14 protein-coding genes are annotated in these 15,155 nt (G+C 31.6%); 11 read left to right on the top strand and 3 right to left on the bottom strand.

What is annotated here, in order from left to right; all coding sequences use genetic code 11:
- Positions 1–9: 9 nt before the first annotated feature.
- On the bottom strand, positions 10–2,640 hold the full coding sequence (locus ACJBCC_RS01320) for a valine--tRNA ligase (RefSeq protein WP_407556192.1): 2,631 nt from the start codon (positions 2,638–2,640) through the stop codon (positions 10–12).
- Between the two features lie 186 nt (positions 2,641–2,826).
- Between ACJBCC_RS01320 and ACJBCC_RS01315 the strand changes: the two genes are divergently transcribed.
- The 5 genes from ACJBCC_RS01315 to ACJBCC_RS01295 all read left to right on the top strand — a co-directional run bounded on the left by ACJBCC_RS01315 (position 2,827) and on the right by ACJBCC_RS01295 (position 7,105).
- The gene (locus ACJBCC_RS01315; RefSeq protein WP_299099243.1) at positions 2,827–3,252 is read left to right on the top strand and encodes a DUF1573 domain-containing protein; all 426 of its coding nucleotides are present in this window, start codon (positions 2,827–2,829) and stop codon (positions 3,250–3,252) included.
- A 117-nt stretch (positions 3,253–3,369) separates the two neighbouring features.
- Positions 3,370–4,560 carry a pyridoxal phosphate-dependent aminotransferase gene (locus ACJBCC_RS01310; protein WP_407556191.1) on the top strand — a complete coding sequence of 397 codons (1,191 nt, stop codon included), beginning with the start codon at positions 3,370–3,372 and terminating at the stop codon, positions 4,558–4,560.
- Positions 4,560–5,573 (top strand): UDP-N-acetylmuramate dehydrogenase, encoded by a 1,014-nt coding sequence (murB, locus tag ACJBCC_RS01305; protein WP_299099239.1) that lies wholly within the window; start codon positions 4,560–4,562, stop codon positions 5,571–5,573. The genes ACJBCC_RS01310 and murB overlap by 1 nt, the downstream gene beginning before the upstream one ends.
- A gap of 198 nt (positions 5,574–5,771) precedes the next feature.
- Entirely contained in the window at positions 5,772–6,314 is a 543-nt protein-coding gene (locus ACJBCC_RS01300) for an RNA polymerase sigma factor (protein ID WP_299099237.1), read from the top strand.
- 2 nt (positions 6,315–6,316) lie between these two features.
- Positions 6,317–7,105 carry an RNA polymerase subunit sigma-70 gene (locus ACJBCC_RS01295; RefSeq protein ID WP_407556190.1) on the top strand — a complete coding sequence of 263 codons (789 nt, stop codon included), beginning with the start codon at positions 6,317–6,319 and terminating at the stop codon, positions 7,103–7,105.
- 76 nt (positions 7,106–7,181) lie between these two features.
- Here the strand turns inward: ACJBCC_RS01295 and aqpZ are convergent, their stop codons facing one another.
- Positions 7,182–7,868: an aquaporin Z gene (gene aqpZ, locus ACJBCC_RS01290; protein ID WP_299099233.1), complete on the bottom strand. Its 687-nt coding sequence runs from the start codon at positions 7,866–7,868 to the stop codon at positions 7,182–7,184.
- Between the two features lie 132 nt (positions 7,869–8,000).
- On the opposite strand from aqpZ, the gene ACJBCC_RS01285 reads away from it, so the two are divergent.
- The 6 genes from ACJBCC_RS01285 (at position 8,001) to ACJBCC_RS01260 (ending at position 14,132) form a co-directional block, all read left to right on the top strand.
- Entirely contained in the window at positions 8,001–8,204 is a 204-nt protein-coding gene (locus ACJBCC_RS01285; RefSeq protein WP_299099231.1) for a membrane or secreted protein, read from the top strand.
- A gap of 6 nt (positions 8,205–8,210) precedes the next feature.
- Positions 8,211–9,323: a glycosyltransferase gene (locus ACJBCC_RS01280; protein ID WP_407556189.1), complete on the top strand. Its 1,113-nt coding sequence runs from the start codon at positions 8,211–8,213 to the stop codon at positions 9,321–9,323.
- Positions 9,314–9,859, top strand: a complete 546-nt coding sequence (locus tag ACJBCC_RS01275) for an RNA polymerase sigma factor (RefSeq protein ID WP_407556188.1) — start codon at positions 9,314–9,316, stop codon at positions 9,857–9,859. The genes ACJBCC_RS01280 and ACJBCC_RS01275 overlap by 10 nt, the downstream gene beginning before the upstream one ends.
- A 114-nt stretch (positions 9,860–9,973) precedes the next feature.
- The gene (gene lipA / locus ACJBCC_RS01270) at positions 9,974–10,846 is read left to right on the top strand and encodes a lipoyl synthase (RefSeq protein WP_407556187.1); all 873 of its coding nucleotides are present in this window, start codon (positions 9,974–9,976) and stop codon (positions 10,844–10,846) included.
- Positions 10,846–11,841 (top strand): type I glyceraldehyde-3-phosphate dehydrogenase, encoded by a 996-nt coding sequence (gene gap, locus ACJBCC_RS01265; protein ID WP_299099223.1) that lies wholly within the window; start codon positions 10,846–10,848, stop codon positions 11,839–11,841. Before lipA ends, gap begins: the two co-directional genes overlap by 1 nt.
- 50 nt (positions 11,842–11,891) lie before the next feature.
- Positions 11,892–14,132, top strand: a complete 2,241-nt coding sequence (locus tag ACJBCC_RS01260; RefSeq protein WP_299099221.1) for an ATP-binding protein — start codon at positions 11,892–11,894, stop codon at positions 14,130–14,132.
- Here the strand turns inward: ACJBCC_RS01260 and lpxK are convergent.
- Complete coding sequence (gene lpxK, locus ACJBCC_RS01255; protein WP_299099220.1) at positions 14,125–15,123, bottom strand: tetraacyldisaccharide 4'-kinase; 999 nt, start codon at positions 15,121–15,123, stop codon at positions 14,125–14,127. The two genes, ACJBCC_RS01260 and lpxK, sit on opposite strands and share 8 nt — an antisense overlap.
- Positions 15,124–15,155: the final 32 nt, after the last annotated feature.

Raw genomic sequence — 15,155 nt, 5'->3', positions numbered from 1 at the left:
TTGTAAATATTACTTTAAACTAGCTAAACTAGCATTTAAAGTTTCAATCTTAGCCAAAGCATCAGCTTCTTTCTTTTTCTCTGAAGCGACAACTTGTTCTGGTGCACCTGCAACAAAACGTTCATTAGATAACTTCTTTTGAACAGATTTTAAGAAACCTTCAGTATAACTTAATTCTTCGGTTAGCTTCTTAATTTCAGCTTCAACATCTATACTGCCTTCCATAGGAATAAAGTATTCATTAGATTTTACTCTATACGTTAAAGCACCTTCTACAGCTTCGGTTACATAATCGAAACTCTCCAAATTTCCTAATTTAGAAATTACAGCATCAAATGTTGTATTTACATTTTCATTATTAACAACAGAAAAACCAATGGTATCTTTAAAAGCGATATTTTTTTGCTTTCTAATGTTTCTTATTCCTGAAATGACTTCAGTTGCAAATTCAAATTCTGAGATTAAAGCCTCATTAACTGGTTTTATTTCTGGCCATTTTGAAACGATTAACGCCTCTTCTGGTGTTCTTTCACTTATAGTTTGCCAAATTTCCTCTGTGATAAATGGCATAAATGGATGAACCACCTTTAGAATATCTTCAAAAATTGCCATTACAGCATTATAGGTTTTTGAATCTATTGGTTGTTGGTAAGCTGGTTTTACAATCTCTAATAACCAAGATGCAAAATCATCATACACCAATTTATAAATAGCCATTAAAGCATCAGACAATCTGTATTTACTAAAGTGGTCTTCGATTTCAATTAATACTTTTTGAAATTTAGACTCAAACCACTCAATGGCTATTGCACTAGATTGAGGTTGTTCTATATCTGCAACATCCCACAAATTAGTTAAGTAAAATGCAGACCAAATTTTATTTCCTAAACCCTTTCCTTGTTGGCAAAGGGCTTCATCAAACATTAAATCGTTTCCGGCTGCAGAACTTAATAACAATCCTACTCTTACACCATCTGCACTATAATCTTCAATTAACTTTAAAGCATCAGGCGAATTACCTAAAGATTTAGACATTTTTCGTCTTTGCTTATCTCTAACCAAACCAGTTAGGTAAACATTTTCAAAAGGTTTTTCGTCTTTATATTCGTAGCCAGCAACAATCATACGTGCTACCCAAAAGAATAAAATATCTGGACCAGTTACCAAATCATTTGTTGGGTAATAATATTTTATTTCGTCGTTTTCAGGGTTTCTAATGCCATCAAAAACACTCATTGGCCAAAGCCAAGATGAGAACCAAGTATCTAACGCATCAGTATCTTGTTTTAAGTTACTAGTTGTTAGTTGTTGGTTGCCTGTTTTCTCTATTGCTAATTTTAACGCGTCTTCAATAGACTCAGCAACTACAAAATCTTCTTTTCCATCGCCATAGAAATACGCAGGAATCTGTTGTCCCCAAAGTAATTGACGTGAGATATTCCAATCGCGAATATTCTCCATCCAATGACGATAGGTGTTTTCAAATTTCTTTGGAAATAATTTTACATCTCCTGTTTTTAATACAGCATCTATTGCAGGTTTTGCTAAATCTTCCATTTTTAAGAACCATTGATCACTTAATCTCGGTTCTATAACTGCCTTTGTACGTTCTGATGTTCCTACTTTATTAAGGTGGTTTTCAGTTTTTACTAAAATTCCGGCTTCTTCTAATGCTTTAGCGACTGCTTTTCTTGCCACAAAACGATCTTGACCTTCAAACTGCAATCCAAAGCTATTTAAGCTTGCGTCTTCATTAAAGATATCTATAACTTCTAAATTGTGTTTATCGCCTAAAACTTTATCATTTTCATCGTGAGCAGGTGTTACTTTTAAACAACCTGTACCAAATTCAACATCTACATACTCATCTTCTATTATTGGAATAACACGTCCACAAATTGGCACAATCGCCTTCTTTCCTTTTAAATGTGTAAAACGTTCATCATTTGGATTGATACAAATAGCAGAATCTCCAAAAATAGTTTCTGGCCTTGTGGTTGCAATGGTTAATTTTTCATCACTACCTTCAATTTTATATTCCAAATAATATAATAAACCTTGTTTTTCAACATGGATTACTTCTTCATCAGACAAGGTCGTCTTGGCTTCTGGATCCCAATTTACCATGCGGTAGCCTCTATAAATTAAGCCTTTGTTATATAAATCAACAAAAACCTTAATTACAGCTTCAGACATATCGTCGTCCATTGTAAATTTTGTTCTGTCCCAATCACAAGAACAACCTAATTTCTTTAACTGCTCTAAGATTACGCCTCCATATTCTTCTGTCCATTCCCAAGCGTGCTCTAAAAATTCTTCTCTAGTTAAATCATTTTTATCAATGCCTTGAGCTTTTAATTTAGCAACAACTTTGGCTTCTGTAGCAATAGAAGCGTGATCTGTACCAGGAACCCAACATGCGTTTTTACCTAACAAACGTGCACGTCTAATTAACACATCTTGAATGGTATTATTTAACATATGTCCCATGTGCAAAATCCCTGTTACGTTTGGTGGCGGAATTACAATGGTGTAAGGTTCTCTATCATCTGGTGTAGAGTGAAAATAGTTGTGCTCCATCCAGTAGTTGTACCATTTACTTTCTACTGACAAGGCATTATATTTTGATGGAATTTCCATGTTTGGTATCGTTTTTGTAATATAACTGACAAAAGTACTTATAATTCCTATTTCGAAAAATTATTAGCGTAACAATATGGGTTGAAAAACCATAAATTCTGTTAAATGGTATGTATTACGTCTAATAAATTTTGATTGGAACTAAAAAGTAACTAGTTTTGAATAATCAATTTTAAAAATAAAATGATGAAAAATTTAATAGCAGTATTATTTGTTAGCCTTATTAGTTTTGCGACTTATGCGCAAGACGCAAAACCGAAAATAGAATTTAAGACTAATGTTATCGATTATGGCACAATAGAAAAAGGTGCTGACGGAAAAAGAACATTTGAATTTACAAACACAGGTGATGCACCACTTATTATAGAAAATGCAAAATCTACTTGCGGTTGTACAGTTCCTAGCTGGCCAAAAGAGCCAATTTTACCAGGAGAAACTGGAGAAATTATAGTAAAATATAATACTAATAATCTTAATAAAATTGCTAAAACGATTACTATAACGACTAATGCAGAACCAAAAACGGTTGCACTTAGAATTAAAGGAATGGTTGTAGAAGCAAATAAAACAAGTGTTTTAGAAAAGAAGAGTAAAAGTATTATTGAAGAATAATTAAACTCTAAAAAATTATATGAAGAGAGTTCTCATTTTGAGGACTCTTTTTTTTTGAAAAATTATCCTAATTTACATTAGATTTTTCAGAACTTAGCATCCTAAAATTCAAACCAAATGCCAAAAATTTCAAACAAGGGTATCAAAATGCCCGAATCACCTATTAGAAAATTGGTACCATATGCTGAAGAAGCGCATAAAAGTGGAAAAACAGTTTACTATCTTAATATAGGTCAACCAGATATTAAAACACCTGCCGTAGCTTTAGATGCTGTAAAAACACATTCATTAGATATTTTAGCATATTCACGTTCTGAAGGTTCTGAAGCCTATAGAGTAAAAATTGCTAATTATTACAAGCGTAACGAGATTGAAGTTTCGCATAACGATATCATAGTCACTACTGGAGGAAGTGAAGCACTATTATTTGCTTTTGGTAGTATAATGGATGAGGATGATGAAATTATAATACCAGAACCATTTTATGCAAATTACAATGGGTTCTCAACAGCATCAAGCGTAAATGTTGTACCTGTAATTTCTAAAATTGAAAACAATTTCGCCTTACCTCCTATTGAAGAATTTGAAAAATTAATCACCCCAAAAACAAAAGCTATTTTAATTTGTAACCCAGGAAATCCTACAGGTTATTTATATTCTAAAGCTGAGATTAAACAATTAGCAGCAATAGTAAAAAAGCATGATTTATTTTTAATTGCAGACGAAGTTTATAGAGAGTTTGTGTATGATGGTGTAGAACATTACTCAATACTACAAGAGCCAGGACTAGAGGCGCATGCAATCATAATTGATTCTGTTTCTAAGCGTTATAGTATGTGTGGTGCACGTATTGGATATTTAGTTTCAAAAAACAAAGAATTTATAAAGACTGCTCTAAAATTTGCGCAAGCGAGACTTAGTCCTCCTACACTAGCACAAATTGCAAGTGAGGCTGCATTAGAAACTCCACAGAGTTATTTTGACGATGTTAAGGAAGAATACGTTAAGCGTAGAAATATTTTAATTGAAGAATTAGAAAAAATTGAAGGTGTAAAAGTGGCTAAACCTAATGGTGCATTTTATTGTATCGCTGAGTTACCAGTAAAAAATTCTGATGATTTTGCTAAATGGCTCTTACAGTCTTTTCATTATAAGAACAATACAGTTATGGTAGCACCAGCAGCTGGTTTCTACTCTACGCCAGGCGTAGGTTTAAATCAAATAAGAATTGCATATGTACTTAATGAGGATAGTTTGAGAACTTCAGTTGAAATTTTAAAAGAAGCTTTAAAAGTTTATAAAGACTAATGACCATTATAAAAAATGCTTCCTTAAAATCATTCAATACATTTGGCATAGAAGCTAAAGCGCAATCGTATTGCGATATAACTTCTATTGATCAACTTACTGAAATATTAAGACAACACCATAACAATCCGTTGTTTGTTCTTGGTGGTGGTAGCAATATGTTATTAACTAAAGATATTGACGCTTTAGTGCTTCATATTAATTTAAAAGGTATTGAAGTTGTTACGACATCAGAAAAAAAAGTAATGATTAAGGCTATGGCTGGTGAAAACTGGCACAACTTTGTTCTTTGGTGTTTAGAGCACAACTTTGGCGGTATAGAAAACCTATCGTTAATACCTGGAAATATTGGCACTGCACCTATTCAAAATATTGGCGCCTATGGTGTTGAACTAAAAGATGTTTTTCATAGTTGTGAAGCTATAAATATTAAAGACCAATCTAAACGCACCTTTTTAAAGTCTGAATGTAATTTTGATTACAGAGAATCTATTTTTAAACAAGATTTAAAAGGAGAATATGTAATTACTAGCGTCAATTTAGAATTAACTACCAACAATCATCAATTGCATACAGATTATGGTGTTATTCTTAATGAGTTAGAGCGAAAGGGTGTAATTAACCCAACGATTAAAAATATTTCAGATGCTGTTATTGCCATAAGACAAAGCAAACTACCAGATCCAAAAGAGATTGGTAATAGTGGTAGTTTTTTTAAAAACCCAATTATTACTGCTAAGGAATTCGCTATAATAGAACGCAATTTCCCAGAAGTTCCTTCCTATAAAATATCTGAAGATGCTATTAAAGTTCCTGCTGGATGGCTCATAGAAAAAGCAGGCTTCAAGGGAAAACGCTTCAATGACTATGGTGTGCATAATAAACAGGCCTTAGTATTAGTTAACTATGGAAATGCTACAGGAAAAGAAATTTTTGAACTCGCATTGTTGATTAAAAAAACAGTAAAAAGACTATTTAGTATTACAATAGAAACAGAGGTCAATATTATATAATACAAAAGTCCCAATTTGGATTGGGACTTTTGAATCTAGAATAATTTTTTTTTGAATATGCTATTAATCAAACTTTTATGAAGATAAAACTATTCTAAAAATATATTGAGGGCACCTATATAAGGTGTATTTAATTATATTTACGTTTAGAAATCCAATTTGGATGTTTTAGAAACAAAAAAAACAAACTTTAACACTTTGAGTATAACACCAATAGAGAAAAAAATAATCACTTTACTTCAGAAAGGAGATAAGCGTGCATTAAATTTACTTTACGAAAACTATTCAAATAGCTTATATGGTGTTATTATAAAAATAACAATTAATGAGGAAGTAGCACAAGATGCTCTACAAGAAACCTTTATTAAAGTTTGGAAAAACGCCGGAAAATACGATCCTTCTAAGGCAAAATTATTTACTTGGCTGTTCCGTATAGCAAGAAATACAGCAATAGATAAACTAAGAAGTTTTAATAATCGTTTTCAAAAAGAAGTCCAAATTGAAACTTCTAACGTATATATCCTACCAACATCTAATTTAAACCAAGATGTAATGGACATAAAGGAACATGTTGGGCGACTAGAAGAAAAATACCAAATAGTGTTAGATGCCTTGTTTTTTCAAGGGATGACACAGCAAGAAGCTAGTGACGAACTAGAAATTCCGCTTGGTACAATAAAGTCTAGATTAAAAATAGGGTTACGTGAATTAAAGAAAGTTTACGATCCCGAAAATAGTTAATCATGGAAAAAAAATTACATACTTTTTTAAACTCCAACTTACTAAATAAGTATTTAGTTGGAGATACTTCTTTGGAAGAATCTAAAGAAGTTGAACACTTTATTTCAAACTATCCTGAAGCTTCAGATGCTTATGAAAAACTTCAAGATAATTTAGAAATCATTGCAAAAGCAGGTGCTACAGAAGTGCCTCATGATATTTTAGGAGATATATTAGAGTCATTAGAAGAAACGAATGATACTAAAGTTATCAATTTAGTACAGAGCAGAAAAACGCCTTGGTATAGTATTGCAGCAAGTGCAGCTGCGGTATTATTTGCTGCGACATCATTTATGTTATATCAAAAGAACATGCAATTAAACAACGAAAACAATGTTGTTGTTGATGAAATTTATGACTTACGAAGTGATATAGAAACTAATAACTCTAAGCTAGATCAATTATCTAGAGAATTATTAAAATTAAACAATCCTGATTCTAAAAAATATTTAATTACAGGAAATGATCGTGCAAAAGACTTAAAAACGGTTGCTTATATTAATCCTATTGAAAAAACGTCAATGATTGATGTTATCTCTCTACCACAATTACCAGAAGAGCAGCACTATGAGATTTGGGCAGAAATGCAAGACAAAATGGTTAACTTAGGTATATTAGATGAGTCTGACCGTAAGTTAAAGCAAATTCCATATATGGAAGATGCACTAGCATTGAGCATAAAGATTAAATCTAAAGATGATACAATTGAAACAGATACTGAAGTTGCAGAAGTATCATTAAAAGATCAATAGAAGTTTTAATTTATAAATAACAACAAAAAGAGGCGCAATAAATATTGCGCCTCTTTTTGTTTATAATTCTTAGCACCTAATCTTTAGAAAATAAAGTTTTGTGTATTAAACCACCAGCAATTGCACCAGCAATAGGCGCAACCCAGAATAACCATACTTGAGATAAATAAGCTCCATCTGCATAAATCGCTTGACTTAAAGATCTCGCCGGATTTACAGACGTATTTGTTATTGGTATACTAATTAAATGAATTAAGACTAAAGCTAAACCAATAGCAATACCAGCAAAACCTTTAGGTGCTTTAGGATACGTACTTCCTAAAATAACCAAAAGGAAAAATGCCGTTAATACAAATTCGGCTATTAAAGCAGAAACCATATTATAACCATCTGGCGACAACTCACCATATCCATTAGCAGCAAAACCACCTACACCATCAAATCCTGATTTACCAGAAATAATTAAATACAAAACTCCAGCAGCTGCAATTGCTCCAATAACTTGAGCAATAATATAACCAGGCAAATCCTTAGCATCAAATTTTCCACCAGCCCAAAGACCTATAGAAACTGCAGGATTAAAATGTGCACCTGAAACATGACCAACAGCATAAGCCATAGTTAAAACTGTTAAACCAAAGGCTAGAGCAACGCCTACAAATCCAATACCTAATTCTGGAATTCCGGCTGCAAAAATTGCACTACCACAACCTCCAAAAACAAGCCAAAAAGTTCCAAAGAACTCTGCAAATAATTTTTTCATAATTGATAAATTAATTAGTTAGTAAAAAATGATTAATGCTAATAAGACACTAAATCAATAAGTTAAGTCACAAAATTTAACAATAAGGATTCAAAGTAAAAGTATTATCTTTGTGCAAAATTTAGAAGAATAATGAAATTACTATTAATTACTCTTGCTTTATTAGCTCTAGGTGTAGCCGGAATTGCCATTAAATTATGGGCAAAAAAAGATGGTGAATTTGCTGGTACGTGTGCAAGTCAAAACCCAATGCTAAATAAAGAAGGGGAAGCTTGTGGTTTTTGCGGTAAAACTCCTGATCAATACCAAGATTGTAGCGAACCTCAACATTCTTAAACCTTAATGGCATTTATCACAATACTGTTTTATGCATTTATTGTAGTAGTTATAATTCAAGTAGTTTATTACGCTTGTTTTTTATTTTCTTTTGCAATAAAACGATCAGAAACTCGCTTAAAAAAACAGATTCCTATTTCTGTAATTATTTGTGCCAAAAATGAAGCTCAAAATTTAGAAAAAAACTTACCATCCGTATTAAACCAAGATTATTCTAATTTCGAAATTGTACTAGTAAATGACAGTTCTAGTGATAGCACATTAGAAATCATGGAGAATTTTGCTTCTAAAAACTCAAATATAAAAATCGTTGATGTTAAAAGTAACGAAACATTTTGGGGAAATAAAAAATACGCATTAACCTTAGGTATTAAAGCCTCATCAAATGACTTTTTAGTATTTACAGATGCAGATTGTGTACCTACTTCTAACCTCTGGCTTTCTCATATAAGTTCTCATTTTTCTAATAAAGAATCTATAGTTTTAGGTTATGGTGCCTACGCTAAAAAGAAATATTCGTTTTTAAATAAAATTATACGTTTTGAAACGGTAATGACTGCTATGCAGTATTTCTCTTATGCAAAATTAGGATTACCATATATGGGAGTTGGCAGAAACATGGCTTATAGAAAAGAATTATTTTTTAATAATCGCGGTTTTAACAACCATATAAATATTAAATCTGGTGATGATGACTTATTTATCAATGAAGTCGCAACCTCATCGAACACAGCTTTATGTTTTTCAAAAGAAAGTTTCACAGTGTCCGAAGCCAAGCCATCCTTTAAAACTTGGATAACTCAAAAAAGAAGACATATCAGTACTGCTCGTTTATATAAGGCAAAACATCAATTTCTACTAGGTGTATTTTACATAACGCAACTTATGTTTTGGATACTAGGCATTACTCTATTATTAACGGCATTTCCTTGGCAATGGACAGCAAGTTTAATTGGTCTTCGATTTATTATTCAATGGCTTTGCATAGGGTTTACAGCTAAAAAACTCGAAGAAACTGATCTTATTTTTTTAGCTCCTATTTTAGAAGTGTTTTTAATTACTTCACAATTAAGTATCTTTATTGCTAATAAGATATCGAAACCGAAACATTGGAAATAAAAGAAGCCATTACTAAAGCCAAAAATAAAGAACAAAGCGCGTTTAAATTTTTGCTAGATACGTACTGGAACGATGTTTATGCTTTTCAACTGAAACGCACATTAAATGAAAATGATGCTGAGGACATTACCATTCAAACATTTTCTAAAGCTTTTGATAAAATTGACACGTATGACGAAGCTTTCAAATTTAAAACTTGGTTAATTACCATATCTAAAAACCTTCATATTGATTTAGTTCGAAAACAGAAAAAATCTATCAAAAACACCTCAAAAGATGATGAGGAGAATTACTTTGAAATTGTAGATGATTCTCCTACACCTGAAGATAAGATCATTACAGAACAAAATTTAGCAAATTTACTTAGAGATATCAAAAAATTAAAACCTCATTATCAAGAAGTTATTAATCTTAGATATTTTCAGGAGTTAAGTTATAAGGACATTTCTGAAGAACTTAAAGAACCTATCAACAACGTAAAAGTTAAACTTTTACGCGCAAAAAAACTACTTGCTGCCATTATTGTTAAAGCATAAATTCTACACAAAAACAGAACTATAAAATGTTAAAAGTAGTATTTGTTATCCTTCACCACATTCAACTTAATTTATTATTTACTTCGTATCTTTGCTGTAAGAAATTGATATTGCATGGAAACCAAAGTCGCTTCAAATATTTTACCAGAACGTAAACCTAAATGGTTAAGAGTAAAATTACCAACAGGTAAAAAATATACTGAATTAAGATCTTTAGTTGATAAGTATAAATTAAATACGATTTGTACCTCAGGTAGCTGCCCTAATATGGGAGAATGTTGGGGAGAAGGTACAGCAACGTTTATGATTTTAGGCAATGTGTGTACACGTTCTTGTGGATTCTGTGGTGTTAAAACAGGTAGACCAGAAACGGTTGATTGGGATGAGCCAGAAAAAGTAGCGCGATCTATAAAACTTATGCAGATAAAACATGCCGTTTTAACTAGTGTAGATCGTGATGATTTAAAAGATATGGGAAGCATCATGTGGTCAGAAACTGTAAAATCAGTTAGACGAATGAATCCTGAAACGACATTAGAAACCCTTATTCCTGACTTTCAAGGCATAGAAAAACATATAGACAGAATTATTGATGTAGCACCAGAAGTTGTATCACATAATATAGAAACTGTAAGACGATTAACTCGTGAGGTTAGAATACAAGCACAGTACGATCGTAGTTTAGGTGTTTTAAAATATTTAAAAGCACAAGGGCAACGAAGAACAAAGTCTGGAATTATGCTAGGTCTTGGTGAAGAACGTGAAGAAGTTATACAGACGCTTCATGATTTAAGAGAAAACGATGTCGATGTTGTTACAATTGGCCAATATCTTCAGCCAAGTAAAAAACATCTACCTGTAAAACAATTTATTAATCCTGATCAATTTAAAGAATATGAAGAAATAGGATTAGAGTTAGGATTTAGACATGTTGAAAGTAGTGCTTTAGTGAGATCTTCTTATAAAGCGCAAAAACACATTAATTAATGATTACTATTGCCATTAATGGTTTTGGAAGGATTGGTCGCCGTGTTTTTAGACTTGCTTTAAACAATCCTAATTTAAAAATAGTTGCTATAAATGATTTAGCAGATGCTAAAACATTAAGTCATTTATTAAAATATGATAGTATTCATGGTGTTTTAAATGAAACCATTTCTCATGATGATAATCATATTATTGTTAATGGTGTTTCAATTCCTATCTATAGTGCACCGCATCCTAAAAACATAGATTGGACTAAAGTTAATCCGGAATTTGTTATAGAATCAACCGGAAAATTTAAAACAAAACAAGACCTACAATATCATATTTCTAATGGTGCTAAACGTGTTATTTTATCTGTTCCTGCGTTAGAAGATGATATTAAAACTATTGTTCTAGGTGTTAATGACCATACGATAAATGGTAATGAAACTATAATTTCTAATGCATCTTGTACTACTAACAACGCAGCACCAATGATTGCATTAATTAAAAAGCATCTTGGCATTAAGCAAGCATATATAACAACAATTCACTCCTATACAACAGATCAAAGTTTACATGATCAACCACACAAAGATTTGCGTAGAGCTAGAGCAGCAGGTCAATCTATTGTACCAACAACAACAGGAGCAGCAAAAGCGTTAACTAAAATATTTCCAGATTTATCAGATGTTATTGGTGGCTGTGGTATAAGAGTACCTGTAGCAAACGGTTCTTTAACAGATATTACAATTAATGTTGAAAAGCCAACATCTATTGAACATGTGAATGAAATTTTTAAAAACGCAGCTCAAGGTCAGTTAAAACATATTTTAGAATATACAGAAGACCCTATAGTATCCATAGATATTGTAGGTAATCCGCACTCTTGCATTTTTGATTCTCAAATGACTTCAGTTATCGGAAACATGGTAAAAATAGTTGGTTGGTATGATAATGAAACAGGATATAGTTCAAGAATTTTAGACCTTTTATGCAATTTATCGGTAAAATAATAGCTTTTATCGAATAAATATTTATATTTGCCTCAAATCAATTGAGCTGAATGTCCCGTTTCAAATATTACATATTTGTATTTTTAGCATGTTTTTGTAGTCTAATCTTTGCGCAACAAGATAGCGTTGAAGATACTGACGTCTTAACGTTACAGCTTCAAAATCACTTAGCTCAGGCTAAATTAGACAATGATCGTGGTAAATACTACGATGCTCAAGACAATTTAGATAAGGCATTATTAATTGCTCAAAAAATTGACGATAAAATAAATCAAGGTAAAATTCATACCAAGATTGCCAAAGTTCAATTTCTAGTTAACAAACCAGATTTAGCTAATGGTTCTCTGCACAATGCCATTCAAATTCAACGTAAAATTGACGACTACGCTAACTTAGCTATTACCTATAACATTAAAGGTGTTATTCATAGTAATTTAGAAGAATATGAATATGCGCTACAATATTTTAATTCAGCAAAAAATTTATTCGAACAAGAAGATTTAGAGTCTTATATCTCAGATGTAACTCTTAATGAAGCAAAGATATTTATTGCTCAAAAACGTTACGAAGAAGCCAAATCGCAGTTGGTTAAAACTATAATTCTAGCGAAAAAACATAGTCAAAAGGACCGTTTAAGTAGCGCTCTTATTGAAAGTGCAAAAGTTTCAGATGCTTTAAATCAGCCAAGAATTGCTCAATCTCAAGCAGAAGAAGGCTTAGCTATTGCTAAAAAGAATGATATCTTAGAAAACATTAACGAAGCTTATGTTGTTCTTAGCGATATCCACAAAAAGAATGGCGATTATAAAAGCTCCTATAATTATATTACTAAGCATATACAACTATCTGATTCTATCTTAAATATAAAACGAGATAATTTACCACCTGGTATGTCTGGTCAAAATATTGATAAATATAAAGATGCCGAAAATGCGCAATTACAAGCTCAAATTGATGAAGTTACTCGAGAAAGTGCCTTTACTAGAATTACTACAATTTTAAGTATTGCACTAATCACAATATTGTCTTTATTAACATTATCGTTATATAAAAACAATAATATTAGGTTAAATACCAATACAATGCTTCACAAAAAGAACGATGAATTAATCGTTGCAAAAGAGAAAGCAGAGTTAGCCTCTAAAACCAAAGCAAATTTCTTATCTACGGTTACACATGAGTTACGTACACCATTGTATGCTGTCACTGGCTTAACAAATATGCTTCTAGATGAAGAACCTAAAGAACATCAAGTACCACATTTAAAATCATTAAAATTCTCGGGTGATTACCTACTAACATTTATTAATGACATCCTTCAAATAAATAAAATTGAAGCAAATAAGGTAGAGTTAGACCCAGAAAACTTTAATCTTAAACATAAATTAGAAAATGTGATTTCGGCACTTAGTAATTCTGCTAATGACCAAAACACAAAAATTCATTTCGAATATGAAAAAGGGTTGCCAGAAACCTATATTGGTGACCAACTAAAGATTTCCCAAATCTTAATTAACCTACTTGGAAATGCTATTAAATTCACAAAAGATGGAGACATCTGGGTAAAAGCATACAAAGTTGATGCAAAAGACAACATGTACAACCTTCGCTTTGAAATTGAAGATAATGGTATTGGAATTACAAAAGAAAAGCAAGGTCAAATGTTTGATAGCTTCTCTCAAGGTTCTGTTCAAATTAACAGAAAATATGGAGGAACAGGTCTAGGCCTATCTATTGTAAAAGGACTTATTCAAATTCTAAAAGGTAAAATCTATCTAAAGAGTGAGCTTGGTAAAGGCACAACATTCTTTTTTGAACTACCATTAGAATATGATAAAGATGCTGAAAAACCAAAAATAGAGGAAGTTAAAAAAGTTAATAAGATGGATAGTTTAGATTTAAGTAACGTTAAAATTCTAATTGTAGAAGACAATAAGATTAATCAAATGATTACCAAAAAGATTCTTAACAAAATGAATCTATATTGTGATGTGGTAGATAATGGCGAAGCTGCAGTAGAAAAAGTAAAAGAGGTAGAATATGATGTTGTTTTAATGGACATCCATATGCCTGGAATTAGCGGATTAGAAGCCACAAAAATCATTAGAACTTTTGATAAAGAACTAACAATTTTTGCACTTACGGCTGTAACCTTAGAAGATAAAATGCACGAATTTGGAGAAGCCGGATTTGATGACATTATTTCTAAACCATTTAAACAAGATGATTTTGAAACTAAATTGCACGCAGCCTTGTCTGGAGAAAAAATAGTCTCAAGTTACTTTAGTTAATATAATTTATAATTGAAGCATTAAATTCTGCCGAATTATCTATCTTAACTTCTATTGGCAAATAATACAATTTATCCTTTAATTCCACATATCTAGACAACCTAACAAAATCTTTCTCCGTAGTAATTATTAATGATTTTGAAGCTATTGTCTCAATATCAGACTCCTTAAAACTGTAATGATCACTAAATTCTAAGTGATTAAATTTTAAGTCTTTCTCTTTTAAAAATTCTACAAGTGGTATTGCATTTGCTATACCAGTGACAAGTGTAAATTCTGGCAATTCATCTAAGTTCAATTTGTAGTTTACGGACTTTACTACTGATGAGTAATCTACATAACTAAAAAACAATTGCTGATGATCTCTAAGCTGAATACGAGATGCAATTTCCAACTTTTTTGCTTCCGAGATATCTTTATTACATTTTGTAACAACAATTATATCTGCGCGTTTAACTCCTGATCTAGGCTCTCGCAAATTCCCTGTAGGTAAAACCCAATCCTTATAATACAAGTTATTATAAGCGGTTAACATTATATTAAAACCTGCTTTAACTTTTCTATGTTGAAAAGCATCATCTAATAAAATAACGTTGAGATCTGGTTTTAATTCCATCAGGTTTTCAATCCCATTTTGTCTATCTTCATCAACAGCAACGCTTACATCTTTAAATTTTCTAAAAAATTGAAAAGGTTCATCTCCAATAGTGTCAGCATTTGCTTTGTCATCTGCTAAAACAAATCCTTTAGTCTGTCTTTTATAACCTCTACTCAAAGTTGCAATATCCTTTTCTTCCTTCAATAGCCTTATTAAATATTCAATCATTGGTGTTTTTCCTGTTCCTCCAGTACTTAAATTTCCAACGCATATAACAGGGACGTCGTAAGATTTAGAAGAAATTCCACCAATATCAAATAACCAATTTCTTAACCATGTTATCAGATAATAAATGGGCACAATAGGAAACAATATGATACGGATAAAGTTCACGATGACTAAATTATATTATTTTTGAAACAAAT

Origin of the sequence: Winogradskyella sp. 4-2091 (genome assembly GCF_045765065.1) — a bacterium.
In the GTDB taxonomy this organism is placed as follows: Bacteria; Bacteroidota; Bacteroidia; order Flavobacteriales; family Flavobacteriaceae; genus Winogradskyella.
Note: the sequence above shows the minus strand (reverse complement) of the source record. Positions and strands in the feature narration are given on the sequence as shown.